Origin of the sequence: Streptomyces sp. NPDC055243 (genome assembly GCF_044544025.1) — a bacterium.
In the GTDB taxonomy this organism is placed as follows: domain Bacteria; phylum Actinomycetota; class Actinomycetes; order Streptomycetales; family Streptomycetaceae; genus Streptomyces.
This window is the reverse complement of record NZ_JBITWR010000005.1, coordinates 377,968-391,134: the sequence shown is the minus strand read 5'-3', so window position 1 is coordinate 391,134 and position 13,167 is coordinate 377,968. Positions and strand designations below refer to the sequence as shown.

The following is a 13,167-nucleotide window of genomic DNA, read 5'->3' as shown; positions in this document are numbered from 1 at the left end:
CCTACAGCCTGCAGGGTTCCTTCGAGGACCTTCATCAGGCCCGGAGCCTGGCGGACACACTGCAGACCGTCGCCGACGGCGTGGTCAACGGCCTTGGCTACGAGCTGGCCAGCGTGCATCTCGTACGCCCTGACGGCGATCTCGTGGTGGCCGCCTTCGCCGGTGACGCCGCCGCCGAGGCCCTCGTCACCGGCCGGGTCGGCTCTCGCGACGCCTGGGAGCACTGGCTCGCCGCTGCGGAAGCAAGAGGCACGATTCGCTTCGTTCCGCACGCCGCATCCCGTGAGCTCGACGCACACGCAATCGGGCTGTGGCACACAGAGGACCGGCCCGCGCACCAAGGGGAGAACGCGTGGCAGGCCGCCGATCATCTCTTCGCCCTCATGAACGTGTTGGGACCCGGGGGCGGCGAACTGCTCGGCGTGATCTCCGTGGACCGCCCCCGCAACGGCCGCAGACCCGGACCAGACCAGCGGGCGGCCCTGCGGTCCTACGCCTTCCAGGCCGCCATCGCGATCAGCAACGCCCGCCTTCGCGCCAACATGCAGCGCGCCCTGGTCCGCCTGGAGCGCGAACAGCAGGCGATACGGTCCAGCGAGGAATCCTTCCGGCAGGCCTTCGAATACGCCCCATCCGGCATGGCCATCGCCGAGATGGGCGGCGACCAGCACGGCCGCATCCTGCGCACCAATGAAGCGCTGTGCCGCCTGCTCGGCCGCCCCGCGTCCGCGATGCGCCGCTACTCCTTCTCCGACCTGGTCCACCCCGAGGACATCGGCACCCTCCTGCAGACCTCCGCCGAGGGCGGCCGGGCCGAGCTGCGCCTGGCCCGGCGCGACGGGACGTACGTCTGGGTCTTCCTGCGCAACTCCGTCGTCGCGGACGCCGCCGACGGGCCGCGCTTCCTGCTCACCCACATCGAAGACATCGAAGAACGCAAACTCCGCGAGCTCCAGCTGCTCCATCAAGTCAGCCATGACCCGCTGACCGACCTGCCCAACGCCACCGAACTGCGCAACCGCCTCGGCGCACGACTGTGCAACGGACCGCGCGATCCTGCTGACGCAGACGTGGATGTGGACACCGCCGCGCCCCCACACCACGTGCACCTGTTCTCCCCCGAGGACTTCGGCGGCGGTGCCGCAAAGGGCCTTGCCGTGCTCGCCTGCGATCTCGACGGCTTCAAAGCCATCAACGACCGCTTCGGACATCAAACCGGCGACGCTGTCCTAATCGAGGTGGCGAGACGACTTGTCAACGGTGTGGGCGATGGGGACACCGTCGCACGGCGCGGAGGCGACGAATTCTTCATCCTCGCCGACGATCTCAGCCACGCCGACGCCCAGGACCTCGCGGTCCGGCTGCGGAACGCGATCATCCCGCCGATCCGCATCGATGGCCGTGCGGTTCGCGTAGGTGCCAGCTTCGGCATCGGCTGGGCGCACTGCGGAGTATCGCCGGAGGAGGTGCTGCACCTGGCCGACCAGCGGATGTACCTGGAGAAAGGGACCCACACCCAGCGGCGCCGGTCAACGGAAAGCTGAGAGCACCGCACAGCACCCGCACGCGCAGCACCGGCTCCCGTCCGGCGATGCGGAACGTGGAGGTCAGCAGCGCCCCGTAGCCGATGCGGGCGGAGGGCGTCGACCGGCGTCGACCGGCAAGTGTTGCCTGGCGCCTTGTCTCTCGGACCCCGGTGCGCATGATCAGACATGCAGTGCCAGGAACTCCCTCAGTTCTTCCCTGCTCATCGGCCCCTCCCACGTCGCTGTCACTTCTCCCTGCTTGATCAGGAGCAGTGACGGTGCTCCGGTGACCCCGTATCGCCGTGTCGGCTCCGGACAGCGGGTCATGTCGGTCTTGACTGCCGTCAGGCGATCGCCGTACACGTCGGCCATCTCACCTACGACGGAGTCCATCTCCTTGCACGCCTTCAGGGCTTTGGGCCAGGTTCCGGAGAAGTAGGCGAGCACCGGTGCTCGGGATGCGGTGAGGATGAAATCGAATTCCTCGCTCTCCATTGGCTGGTGAACACGGCTCGCCATCGATGGCCCCTCGGTAGTCAGTAACACGTCCGCCACCATCATGACGGCTTCGCGCACCGCAATCCGGCCCCTCCCCCGCGCGCGATGCCGGTGGCAAGCACAGCGAGCGGACCGCCGTCCGCCGCGGTGGCGCGATGCCGCCGCACCGGCGGGCTGCGGCGCGAGGAAGTAGCGGCACTGGCCGCAATGTCGACCGACTACTACAGCCGGATCGAGCAGCAGCGCGGCCCGGTGCCGTCGGAGCGCATGCTCGTCGCGCTCGCCCGGGCGCTACGTCTGAACTTGAGCGAGCGTGACCACCTGTTCATCCTCGGCGGGATCCCAGCACCGCGGCGCCTCCTGCGGGCCGATCACATCAGTCCCACGATGATGCGGGTCGTCACCGGCCTCTCGAACGTCCCCGCCATCGTGCTGTCACGGTGCGACGAGGCCGCCGGCCCTGCACGCGCAGGCCGCCGAAGGCACGGTCTCCGGCAAGGTCCTCGCCCTTCCCTCCGCCGCTTCTCCCGTCTAGGAGTTGACGTCAGGCGGGCCGCACCCGGGGCCGTCCCGGACCGACCCGGGTTCGGCCCGCCCCCCTCACGGCGGTGAACTGGGTGCAGTCGTTGGTGTTCCCGCCCGTGAGCGTGAAGGCGAGCGGACGGCCCGACGCATCGCAGGCCAGGTGAATCCTGCTGGTCAGGCCGCCGCTCCGGGGCGCGCAGGCGAAGGCGGACGCAGACGGCGGCATCGACTGGCTGGTCTCGGTGGGTTCCACCACCGTGCGCGCCCGCCACGTGCGGTTGCTGCTGTGCCGATCCGCATTGGCTTCCTGAGGCGGCTCTCGTGGGTGCGGTCTCCGGCTTGATTCAGCTTCGGCCTCCGGCTCGGATTGGTTCCGCCGGTGAGTCGGATCAGAGCGTTTGGTCGTGCGTGCCTCGTGCCCAGTCTTCTCGTGGACGTATGGGCGCGAGCATCCTTTGGGCTTCATCGCGGACACCGTGATCGCTGTCCGTCGCCAGCTCCCGCAGTTGCTTGATCAATCGGTCTGCGCCCGCCGTAGTCATCCAGTCCGGGTCGCAGTCCAGTGCTGCCTGGATCTCCCCTGCCGTCGAAAGGTCCGCGGCCCAGCTCCTGGCCAGCAGCACACAGCGCAGGCCAGGGGTGTCCTTGCGCGCCAGCAGGGCTTCGGCCGTCTCCGACGTCACGGCGGTGTCTTGGGCATCGAGGAGGAGACGGTGGAGGACGTCTGCCACCTCGTGGAGTCTGTCCGACATCGCGAGCTGCCGCCCCGCCGCGGCACGGACCGACCAGGCCGGAGCATCGGCATGCTTGATCGCATGCTCAGTTCTCGACTGCCGGAGACCACCATGCGGCCAGCTTGCCATCGAGGCTGCTGGTATCGCGACCATGATCTTCAGGCGCACCGCTGCACCACCGCGGAGCCGCCCCTTACGGGGTGCAGGCGTCGGGCGGCGTCGAGTCGGTCGGCGAGGGCGAGGGTGATCCCGTCGGTGAGGGCGTAGGGGAAGGAGAAGAGGAGTCCGAAGGGGGCGGGGTGTCGGAGGGGGACGGTTCGTCTGTCGGGGTCGGGTCGTCGGAGGGGGTTGGGGAGGGGCACTCGGGGGCCGTTGGGCCAGGGTCGGAGGGGCCGGGAGTGGTGGGCCTGGGGCGCGGGTCGGTGGCGGTGGGGCGTGGGGCCGGGCGGGTCGGGTCAGGGGAGGCGGAGTCACCCGGGCGGGGGTTCGTCGGGTTTCCTGGCTGGGGGCCGATGACCAGGCCGCCGCCCCCGCCCTCGCCGTTCGGGCGGGTCGCGGGGGTCTTGCCGCCCGGTCCGGGACTGGTCGGCAGTGGGCCTCGGCCGTCGGGGACCTCGTGGGCGCCGCGGCGGTAGAAGTCCAGCCAGGCCAGGACCGTGCGCAGGTAGGCGGATGAGTGGTTGTAGCTGAGGATCGCTCGGTCCAGGTCCGCTTTGTCGGCCAGGTTGCGGTCGCCCGCACACAGGTAGCGGCCCGCCGCGAGCGCGGCGTCGTGGATGTTGTTGGGGTCGGCGCGGCCGTCCTCATTGCCGTCGGCGCCCCAACGGGCCCAGGTGGAGGGGATGAACTGCATCGGCCCCACCGCCCTGTCGTAGGTCGCGTCGCCGTCGTACTCCCCGCCGTCCGTGTCGGAGATCCGGGCGAAGCCGCTGCCGTTGAGGACCGGGCCGAGGATGGGGGTGAGTGTCGTGCCGTTCTCGTCGACCCGGCCGCCGCGGGCCTGTCCGGACTCCACCTTGCCGATGGCCGCGAGGAGTTGCCAGGGCAGGCGGCAGCCGGGGTCGGTGTCCGCGAGAGCGTCCTCGGCGCGCCGGTAGGCGGTGAGAACCGTGGCCGGGATGCCGGACTGGGTCCGCACCTCGGGAGCCTCGCTCCCTCCGCCGCGTGTTCCTTTACTGCCGCGCAGGGGCGGGAGTTCGGTGTGGTACGCGTCGGCCGAGGGGCCCGCCGGCGGGATCCAACCGCCGTTCCCGCTACCGCTGTCCGGGGCGGCGCCACGGCGGGGCGCGGCGTGTGGGTCGCCGGGCGCGCCCGATGCGGTGAGCCCGGCCACCGCGACGGCCGCGACGACGGTGCCGGCCATGCCCCGGCGCATCCGGCCGCTGCCCTTCTTGCGGTGCTTGTTGCTCGTCGCCATGTCTCACCTCTCGAAGTCGCGGCGCTCAGCAGTTGGGGGTGGCGGGCCGGTCCGCGAAGCGGTCGGCGAGATACGTCATGGCCTCGGCGTTCGCCGCCTGGATCGGCCAGAGGTGGTCGGCGACCGGGGGGTGGCTGGTGGTGTCGTACGTCTTCCAGGTCAGCGGCACGCCCTGGGCGCAGTACTGCTTGTGCAGGGCGTCGGCCTGGTTCGGTTCGACGAGGGCGTCCTGGGTGGCGTGGTACTGAAGCACCGGCACCTTGATCTTCGGGCTGCCGCCGAGGGTGTTCTCCGTGTAGCGGGCGACCCAGGGCGCATCCACGAGCGGGCTGCGGGTGACGTACGCGGACAGCGGTTTGTTGCCGTACTTGTTGATCATCTCTAGGGCGCAGCCGCCCGCTTCGAGATCGGCGACCATCGCCCGTCCCGCGTCGTTGAGCACGTCGCCGAACTTGAGCTCCGGATAGGCATGGTCGAGGCCGATCAGGGCGTAGAAGAGGAAGCCGGAGCCGGGGCGGCCGTTGAGCGGCAGGGCCACCTCCATCAGGGTGGCGGGGACGCCGCCCGCGACGATGCCCTTGAGCTTGAGCTCGGGCGCGTAGTCGGGCTGGAACTCACCGGCCCACAGCGCGGCGCCTCCGCCCTGTGAGTAGCCGCGGAAGGCGACCGGCGCGTCGGCGGAGAGCCCGGTGGCGGACAGCCGCTGGGCGGCGCGGACCGCGTCGATGAGGGCGGGGCCGAGGGACTTGCCGACCATGTACGTCGTCTTCGGTCCTGGCCGGTATCCCTCGTAGTCGGGGACGACGACCGCGTAGCCCGCCCTGAGCATGGCGTTGATGACCCACTGCTCGTACAGCGCGCCCTTGGCGATCATCCGTGACGGGGTGCAGCGGAAGGCGGGGCCCTGGGTGCCGGGTCCCCAGCCGACGATGGGCCGCGCGGCGGGGGTGCCGCCCTTGGGCACCATGACGGTGGCGGTCACCGCGTGCGGCTTGCCGAGCGCGTCGGTGGACCGGTACATCACCTGCCAGGTGTCGGCCAGGGCGCGCGGCGTGGGGGTGCCGGGCTCGACCTTGCGGGAGCGGATGACGTCGCCGGGTCTTCCGTCGGGCAGGGCGGACGGCGGTACGTAGAAGTCGTCGGCCGGCAGCGGCGCGGCGGCGTTCGCGCTCAAGCTCAAGCTCGCGTTCGCGTTCGCGTTCGCGGGGGCCTGGCGGGGCTCGCTGCCCGCCGTGCCCGGAAAGAGCGTGCAGGCCGCGAGGATCAGGGCGAGGACGGATGCGAGCCGTCCTGGCCGGCGGGATATCCGTGTCGGCATGTCAGTTCCCTTGAGGGCCGGTGGCGTGTGGTGGCTGGTGGAGCGGGGTGTTCTCGCGGCCGGTTGCGGCTGTCCGCAGGGCCTGCCTGGTCACGGCTAGATCTGCAGTCCCTGGCGTGGGTTCTCCTGGTCGGCGATGGCGAGCTCTTCGAGATGTGCGGCCGCCGTGGGAGCTCCGCCCGCCTCGCGGAAGGAGTGGCTGACGCGGCGGGCGGCCGCGGCGAAGTGGGGTTGACCGAGCACGGTGTCGAGGGCGGATCCGACGGCCTTGGCATCGGTCCGGCCGAACCGCACCCGCACTCCCGCGCCCACGGCGGTGACCTGGGCAGCGACCACGGGCTGGCCGTCGCGGACCGGGGCCACCACCAGGGGGACGCCGTGCCACAGGGCCTCGGTGACGGTGTTGTGCCCGGCGTGGCAGACGACGGCGTCCGTGCGGGCCAGAAGGGCGAGTTGGGGCACGGCCGGGCAGATCAGGAGGTTGTCGTCGTGGCGCGGTGGCCCGAGGACGCCGTCGGGGTCGACGACCACTGCGCGCAGTTCGCGTGATCGGGCGCGTATGCCGTCGACGCATTGAGCGAGGAAGTGGGCGCCCACGGTGGTGTCGGCGGTGTCGAGGGACACCAGGACCAGCGCCCGGCCGTCGTCCCGGTCGACCCACCCCCAGGGGAAGTCGGTGGCGTCGATGCGCGAGTCGGGCGCCTGGCCGAGCGCCGGGCCGACGAAGCGCACCGGGCCGCGGTCCAACGCCTGCGGGCCGGTGAGTTCGGTGGTGGAGAAGACCAGGGTGAGCCGTGGCGAGAAACGTGGGTCGTAGCGGGCCGAGGGGTCGCCCAGGCGCAGCCGGAGTCCGTCCAGGAGGTCGGTGATCCACTGGTCGAACTGCGGAGTGTCCATGGGGCTGCCCGACAGCTCCGTAGAGGTGGTCGAGGAGGTGACGTAGGGGACGCCGAGCCGCTCGGCGACCAGTGCGCCGGCGACCGTCTGCTGGTCGACGACGAGCAGGTCGGGTCCGAACTCCATGACCGCGGCGGTCACTCCGGGCGCCATGGCGTACGCGAGCGGCGCGAAGAAGTCGTCCCACAGGAACTTCAGGGCGGCCGTGCCGCGCAGATCGCGGGGCCTGTCGTCGATGCCGGGCGCGCCCGCGCAAGGGAATACGGGGGCGTCGGCGGCCACCAGGCCCTCCAGGGCGGTGGGCTGCCCGGCCCAGGCCACCTCGTGTCCCCGGTCGGCGAGTTCGGCGGCGACGGCCGAGGCCGGGTTGACGTGACCGGCCAGAGGCGGCACCACGAAGAGGAAGCGGCTCATCGGGCACCGCCGCCGTACGGCGTGATGTGCCCCGCAATGCCCAGGGCCGGTTGGGCATTGCGGGTGTCCAGGTCGCCGGTCCCGAGGCCGGGTCTGCCGCCGGCTGCGGCCCGCCACACCCCGCTCACCGGTCTCCCGTTCGCGTGGCCGGAAGGGCTCAACCCTGGGACCGTGTCCGGGATTGCCTCACAAGACAGCATCAGAACTCCGACCGCTCGGCGACACAGGCACAGGCACAGGCAGGCAGCAGGCAGGAAGCAAGTAGGCGGGCAATTACGTTGAATTGACGATCGAGCCGAAAGCGGAAGCTAGTCGCGCCTCGAGAAGCCGGTCAAGAGCCGTTTCACCGCGTACCGAAGATCTGTTGCGTGATGAGTACGGAGCCGGGATCGGTTGTCACCCCGGCTCACCCCAGGGATTTGGCATCGAAGTACAAGTCCCCAGTTCTCATTACTCACCCCGAGATGAATCAACCGTCAAATCCAGGCAGCTGAATTCTGCTGGTAATTGACATCTTGACCGCCCAACTACCCGTCAGTAGTTTACCGATCCGAAACAGGACCGTATCTGGCGAAGATAACGACATGTACGGCCATTCTTCCTTCACCCGTTCTGCTCCTTCACGCAGTACGAGAGGCAGCTCATGAGAGCTCATCGAAAGAGAGCCGGGGTGCGTGGCGCCCTGGCCGCTGTCGCGACCGCCGGTCTGGTCACCGGCCTGATGACCGCCACCGGAGGTACCGCGTCCGCCGTCCCGCTGAATCTGAATCAGAAGTACACCTGTAAGTTCCCGATCATCAACAACGACCCGATCGAGGTTGAGATCACCGCCGACATGCCCGCCACCATGAAGGTGGGCGAGACGGTCCCCGAGTACGACATCAAGGCCGTCACCAAGGTCAGCGCCCGCGCCGCCCAAGGCCTGGGCGTCATGGGAGCGGTGACCCTCGAAGGCAAGGCCACCGCCGACGTCAACGTCACCCTGCCCGGCGGCACCGGCAACCTTCCCATCAAGGTCGTCAACACCGTCGCCAAGGCCAACATCCCCAACCCCGCGGCAGCGTTCACCGTCGACGCCACCGGCAAGTCGCCCGGATCTCTGCTGACCTGGGCCGACCCCGGTACCGCCAAGTTCGACGTCACGGGCCTCAAGCTGCACAACATGATCGCCCGTGACGCGGCCGGGGCTCCGGTCCAACTCCCGCCGTTCGGTGACGAGTTCGAGACCGCCTGCACGCTCGACGCGGGCCAGCAGACGCTCCTGCACACGATGGAGATCCAGGGTGGCAGCACCGACCCCGGACCCGATCCTGACCCCGGACCCGATCCTGACCCGGGCCCGGGCCCCTCGACGGGCAAGCAGAACGTGAACACCAAGGTCACCCCCAAGCAGGGCGGCGGTCAGCTCACCATGGCCCAGGCGGGCGACACCGTCGCGCTGTCCCCGGTCCAGGAGGGCGCGGGCGGCAGCTCGACCGGCGACCTGCAGAAGGTGACCGTCAAGGACGCCCGTAACGGCGCCACCGGCTGGTCGCTCACCGGGAAGGTCACCGACTTCACCGGCGCCGGCACCATCGCCGCGGACAAGCTCGGCTGGACGCCGTCCTGCGAGACGGCGGCCGGGTCGGCAAGCACCTGCGTGCCCGGCACCAAGGGCACGGTGGGCGGGGCGGGCGCCACGCTCGCCAGCGCGCCCGACGCGGCGCAGACCGGCGGCGAGTTCACGGTCGGCGCGGGCCTCGCGCTGGACGTACCGGCGACCGCGGCCGCCGGTGACTACGCGGCCGTGCTCACGCTGACGCTGACCTGATCCTGGGCTCCGCCTCGGTGGACCGGCCGTCGCACGACGGCCGGTCCACCTCTTCGGCGTTGCTCCCCCCTTCCCCTCCCGTCACCTCTCTCGCTTCTCCGCTCGCTCTGGGGGCCGCATGCACCTCGTCCGTACGCAGCTCACGCATCACCGATACGCCGCCGTGCTCATCACCGCCCTTGCCCTGGCGCTCGGCCTGCTCACCGCGAGCCCGCCGCCGGAGGCGTACGCCGCCGACAACGGACGCTGGTCCGTTTTCCCCGCCAAGACCGGCAAAGACGGCAAGGCGGCCGGGAAAGCCGCCAAGGGCAAGGCTCATCGGGCGTACTTCCAGATGAAGGCAGATCCGGGGCGGACCGTGCACGACAAGGTCACCGTCTCCAATCTCGCCAAGGAGCCGGTGACCTTCCTGCTCTATGCCGCCGACGCGTACAACACTCCGCGCGACGGCGGCTTCGCGGTGCGCGAGCCCACGGAGAAGCAGCGGTCCGTCGGAGTGTGGACGCGCCTTGCCCGTTCCGAGGTCACGGTGCCGGCGGGCGGCAGGACCACGGTCCCCTTCACCGTCGCCATTCCGCGCACCGCATCGCCCGGCGACCACCCCGGAGCCGTCGTCGCCCTGGACAAGCGCGTCGCCCGCGCCGAGGGGACCGGCGTCGGCATCCGGCAGGCGGTCGGCGCGCGGATCTATCTCCAGGTCAACGGCGAACGCAAGCCGGGGCTGAGCGTCCAGGACGTCCGGTTCGACTACGAGGTTCCGCTGCTGCCCGGCTTCGGCAAGGACGCCACGGTCACGTACACGCTCGTCAACAACGGCAATGTGCAGCTCGAGCCGAGGGTCGACCTCAAGGCGAAGGGGCTGTTCGGCCGGACGTCCTTCGACAGCGCGGGCACCAAGCTGCCTGCCGAGCTGATGCCGGGCCAGCGGGTGCGGATCACTCAGAAGTGGGCCGCGCCGCCTCCGCTGGACTGGGGCAGCGTCGAGCTGACGGCGAGCGACAAGGGGGGTGAGCTGGTGGAGAGCGGGAGCGCCGCCTATCGCACGGTGAACTGGGGTGTCCTGGTGACGCTGGCCTTGGTCGTGCTTCTGCTGATCGTGGGCGTGGTGGTGCGGCGCCGCAGGGCCCGCTCCGCCGTGCGGAGCTGATCCGTACGGCATGACCGCGGGCCCGGAGCGCCGTCGCTGCTCCGGGCCCGCTCTCTGCGCTGCCGTACAGCGGGGAGTGCCCCCGGGGACGCGGGACTCCGGGTGACGTACAGCAGCAGCCTCAGACGGCCCGCTCGTCCCTCCGGATGCGCCGGGGCAGATAGTGGAAGGCCGCTATGCCGGCGGCGCCGAGGCCTCCCGCCGCGGCCAGCATCAGGCCGACGCCGGACATGCCGGTCGCCGCGAGGCTGCCCGAGCCGCCGGTCACCTGGGTGTCCAGCTGGGTGCCGGAGGATCCGGAGCCGCCGCTCGAGCCCGAGCCGCCCGAGGTGCCGGCGGCGCCGCCCGAGGAGCCGCCGGTCGTGGTGCCGGGATCGGTCGGGTCGGTGGGGTCGGTCGGCGGGTCGGTGGGCGGATCCGTCGGCGGGTCGGTGGGAGGGTCGGTCGGCGGATCGGTGGGCGGGTCCGTCGGGTCCGTCCCGCCGTCGCCCGTGATCGTCATCGTGTGCAGGAGCGTCTTCTGACCGGCGTCGAGCGTGCACTCCGCCGTGAACTCATCGCCGTTCGGGGGAAGTTGGACGGGCTTGCCCGCCGCGTCGCGGGCGATCATATTGTGCAGCTTGAGGCCCTTCACGTCGAAGGCCGCCTTGCCCGCCGTGCCCCAGGTCAGCAGCCCACCGGGGGACTTGCCCGTCGCGGTGACCTCGAATGCCGCGGCGGGATCGGGGATGTCGGCCTTGGCCACGGTGTTGGCGACCTTGATGGGCAGAGTGCCGTCGCTGCCGGGCTGGGTGACGACGACGTCGGCGGTGGCCTTGCCCTCCAGCGTGACCGCGCCGAGCACCCCGAGGCCCTGTGCGGCGCGCGCGCTGACCTTGGTGACGGCCTTGATGTCGTACTCGGGGACCGTCTCGCCGACTTTCATCGTGGCGGGCATGTCCGTGGTGATCGCGACTTCGATGCCGTCATTGCTGATGATCGGGAACTTGCAGGTGTACTTCTGCGCGAGCGACGCCGGCTCGGCCCATGCACTGCCGCCACCGCCGGTCAGCGCGATCAACACCCCGGCGACACCGGTCAGGGCCGATCCCCGCGCCAGCCTGGCCACGACTTTTCCCGATTGCTCTCCGCTGCGGACTCCCATGCGGTCTCCCATGTGTGGCCCCACTTCTGAGAATTGACACAATCCAGAAAGGAGTACTGGCAGGTAAGGTGCCCGTCAACCCGATCGGCGCGGTTCGGCACGGGCAGGCGGCGCGGGCCGCACAATTTGTCATCCACGCACCATCCCGTACTCACCGGGGCCACAGAACCGCAAGGCCGTCAACTCCCTTTCGCCATTGGCCCTGAGCAGACCTTGACCGCCCAACTACTCATCAGTAGTTTGCGTATTCGAAACACCGCCGTAGCGTCTGCAGCAATTCATTCGGCAGATTCCCTCGCGGCGACGCATTTCGCCCCTCCGATTCCCCTGGACAGCTGGGCCGGCGAGTCCGGAATCGCAGAGGTGGCACCGACGTTCGTTTGTGCCCGTTCACGTAGCCCGAGAGGTAGCTCATGGGAGTGCACAAGAGACAAGCCAGGGCACGCGGTGCCCTGAGCGCGGTGGCGGCCGCCGGCCTCGTCACCGGCCTGGTCACCCTGAGCGGCGGTTCCGCCTCCGCCGACCCGGTCAAACTCACGCAGAAGTACACCTGTAAGTTCCCGATCATCAACAACGACCCGATCGAAGTTGAGATCACCGCCGACATGCCCGCCACCATGAAGGTGGGCGAGACGGTCCCCGAGTACGACATCAAGGCCGTCACCAAGGTCAGCGCCCGCGCCGCCCAAGGCCTGGGCGTCATGGGAGCGGTGACCCTCGAAGGCAAGGCCACCGCCGACGTCAACGTCACCCTGCCCGGCGGCACCGGCAACCTTCCCATCAAGGTCGTCAACACCGTCGCCAAGGGCGACATCCCGAACCCGGCTGCCGGATTCACCCTCACTGCCAACGGCAAGTCGCCCGGCGGTCTGCTGACCTGGGAGAAGGAGGGTACGGCCAAGTTCGATGTCACGGGCCTCAAGCTGCACAACATGATCGCCCGCGACGCCGAGGGCAAGCCCGTCCAACTTCCGCCGAACGGCGACGAGTTCCCCGCGGACTGCACCCTGGACGCGGGCCAGCCCACAGCGCTGCACACCATGACCATCGGTGGCGGCAGCACCGATCCCACGGACCCGCCGACCGACCCGCCCACCGATCCTCCGACCGACCCGCCCACCGATCCGCCCACCGACCCCCCGACGGACCCGCCCACCGACCCGCCGGGCGATGACCCGGTGAAGCTCAACTTCGACATCAAGGGCAACTCGTTCATCAAGGCGGCCAACGGCAACGCCCCGCTCACGGGCGGCATCGACACCCGCTACGACCTGAACAAGGGCACCTTCGACGCCGACCTGAAGCTCAACCCGACCAAGGGCAAGTTCACCATCCTGGGCTTCCTGCCGACGACCGCGGACATCGCCTTCGAGCAGACCGGCAAGACCACCGGCACCCTGGACACCGCCGGGGTCCTGAAGTCGAACTCCGAGATGTACGTCAAGCTCGCCAGCGTCAACGCCTTCGGCCTGCCCATCGGCGGGGGCGCCGACTGCAAGACCTCCTCGCCCGCCAAGGTCGACCTCGCCAGCGAGGGCCGCTTCCAGCCGTACAAGGGCGGCAAGCTCAAGGGCACCTACACCCTGCCCGGCATCAAGGGCTGCGGCGCCCTCAACGACATCATCAGCACGTTCATGGCGGGTCCCGGCAACACCATCGACATGGACCTGACCTACAAGAGCTGACGCACACCACAGCGGTGAGAGTCCGCATCCCGATCCGGCCCCCCGCCCCCTT

The 13,167-nt window shown here is 70.1% G+C and carries 10 protein-coding genes and 2 pseudogenes; 5 read left to right on the top strand and 7 right to left on the bottom strand.

Translation table 11 applies throughout. From position 1 onward, the window contains the following. Positions 1–8: 8 nt before the first annotated feature. Positions 9–1,544 (top strand): diguanylate cyclase CdgB, encoded by a 1,536-nt coding sequence (gene cdgB, locus ACIGXX_RS17795; RefSeq protein WP_399976911.1) that lies wholly within the window; start codon positions 9–11, stop codon positions 1,542–1,544. A 162-nt stretch (positions 1,545–1,706) separates the two neighbouring features. Here the strand turns inward: cdgB and ACIGXX_RS17790 are convergent, their stop codons facing one another. After that, positions 1,707–2,045, bottom strand: coding sequence for a thioredoxin family protein (locus ACIGXX_RS17790; RefSeq protein ID WP_351167917.1), 339 nt, complete (start codon positions 2,043–2,045; stop codon positions 1,707–1,709). Positions 2,046–2,183: 138 nt separating this feature from the next. Between ACIGXX_RS17790 and ACIGXX_RS17785 the strand changes: the two are divergent. Then, positions 2,184–2,474: pseudogene (locus ACIGXX_RS17785) on the top strand (helix-turn-helix domain-containing protein); the annotation flags it as partial. A 163-nt stretch (positions 2,475–2,637) separates the two neighbouring features. Here ACIGXX_RS17785 and ACIGXX_RS17780 read toward each other — a convergent pair. From ACIGXX_RS17780 to ACIGXX_RS17760, 5 genes and pseudogenes are all read right to left on the bottom strand, one after another. Continuing rightward, a pseudogene (locus ACIGXX_RS17780) lies at positions 2,638–2,736 on the bottom strand (IS5/IS1182 family transposase); the annotation flags it as partial. A gap of 202 nt (positions 2,737–2,938) precedes the next feature. Then, positions 2,939–3,451 (bottom strand): hypothetical protein, encoded by a 513-nt coding sequence (locus ACIGXX_RS17775; RefSeq protein WP_399976603.1) that lies wholly within the window; start codon positions 3,449–3,451, stop codon positions 2,939–2,941. A gap of 25 nt (positions 3,452–3,476) precedes the next feature. Next, positions 3,477–4,700 carry a lytic transglycosylase domain-containing protein gene (locus tag ACIGXX_RS17770; protein WP_399976600.1) on the bottom strand — a complete coding sequence of 408 codons (1,224 nt, stop codon included), beginning with the start codon at positions 4,698–4,700 and terminating at the stop codon, positions 3,477–3,479. Positions 4,701–4,725: 25 nt separating this feature from the next. After that, positions 4,726–6,018: a lipase family protein gene (locus ACIGXX_RS17765; RefSeq protein ID WP_399976597.1), complete on the bottom strand. Its 1,293-nt coding sequence runs from the start codon at positions 6,016–6,018 to the stop codon at positions 4,726–4,728. 96 nt (positions 6,019–6,114) lie between these two features. Further along, positions 6,115–7,329: a glycosyltransferase gene (locus tag ACIGXX_RS17760; RefSeq protein ID WP_399976595.1), complete on the bottom strand. Its 1,215-nt coding sequence runs from the start codon at positions 7,327–7,329 to the stop codon at positions 6,115–6,117. A 670-nt stretch (positions 7,330–7,999) separates the two neighbouring features. On the opposite strand from ACIGXX_RS17760, the gene ACIGXX_RS17755 reads away from it, so the two are divergent. Next, positions 8,000–9,139 carry a DUF6801 domain-containing protein gene (locus ACIGXX_RS17755; protein WP_399976592.1) on the top strand — a complete coding sequence of 380 codons (1,140 nt, stop codon included), beginning with the start codon at positions 8,000–8,002 and terminating at the stop codon, positions 9,137–9,139. Positions 9,140–9,257: 118 nt separating this feature from the next. Then, the gene (locus ACIGXX_RS17750; RefSeq protein ID WP_383825170.1) at positions 9,258–10,286 is read left to right on the top strand and encodes a WxL protein peptidoglycan domain-containing protein; all 1,029 of its coding nucleotides are present in this window, start codon (positions 9,258–9,260) and stop codon (positions 10,284–10,286) included. Positions 10,287–10,407: 121 nt separating this feature from the next. On the opposite strand, the gene ACIGXX_RS17745 is transcribed toward ACIGXX_RS17750, so the two are convergent. Further along, complete coding sequence (locus tag ACIGXX_RS17745; protein ID WP_399976588.1) at positions 10,408–11,394, bottom strand: DUF6801 domain-containing protein; 987 nt, start codon at positions 11,392–11,394, stop codon at positions 10,408–10,410. A 449-nt stretch (positions 11,395–11,843) separates the two neighbouring features. On the opposite strand from ACIGXX_RS17745, the gene ACIGXX_RS17740 reads away from it, so the two are divergent. Next, on the top strand, positions 11,844–13,115 hold the full coding sequence (locus tag ACIGXX_RS17740) for a DUF6801 domain-containing protein (RefSeq protein WP_399976585.1): 1,272 nt from the start codon (positions 11,844–11,846) through the stop codon (positions 13,113–13,115). Positions 13,116–13,167 lie beyond the last annotated feature (52 nt).

Coding starts and splice junctions, on each gene's coding strand:
- ACIGXX_RS17770 (WP_399976600.1), bottom strand. CDS start 4,700: ATGGCGACGAGCAACAAGCACCGCAAGAAGGGCAGCGGCCGGATGCGC.
- ACIGXX_RS17790 (WP_351167917.1), bottom strand. CDS start 2,045: ATGGCGAGCCGTGTTCACCAGCCAATGGAGAGCGAGGAATTCGATTTC.
- ACIGXX_RS17740 (WP_399976585.1), top strand. CDS start 11,844: ATGGGAGTGCACAAGAGACAAGCCAGGGCACGCGGTGCCCTGAGCGCG.
- ACIGXX_RS17765 (WP_399976597.1), bottom strand. CDS start 6,018: ATGCCGACACGGATATCCCGCCGGCCAGGACGGCTCGCATCCGTCCTC.
- ACIGXX_RS17750 (WP_383825170.1), top strand. CDS start 9,258: ATGCACCTCGTCCGTACGCAGCTCACGCATCACCGATACGCCGCCGTG.
- ACIGXX_RS17760 (WP_399976595.1), bottom strand. CDS start 7,329: ATGAGCCGCTTCCTCTTCGTGGTGCCGCCTCTGGCCGGTCACGTCAAC.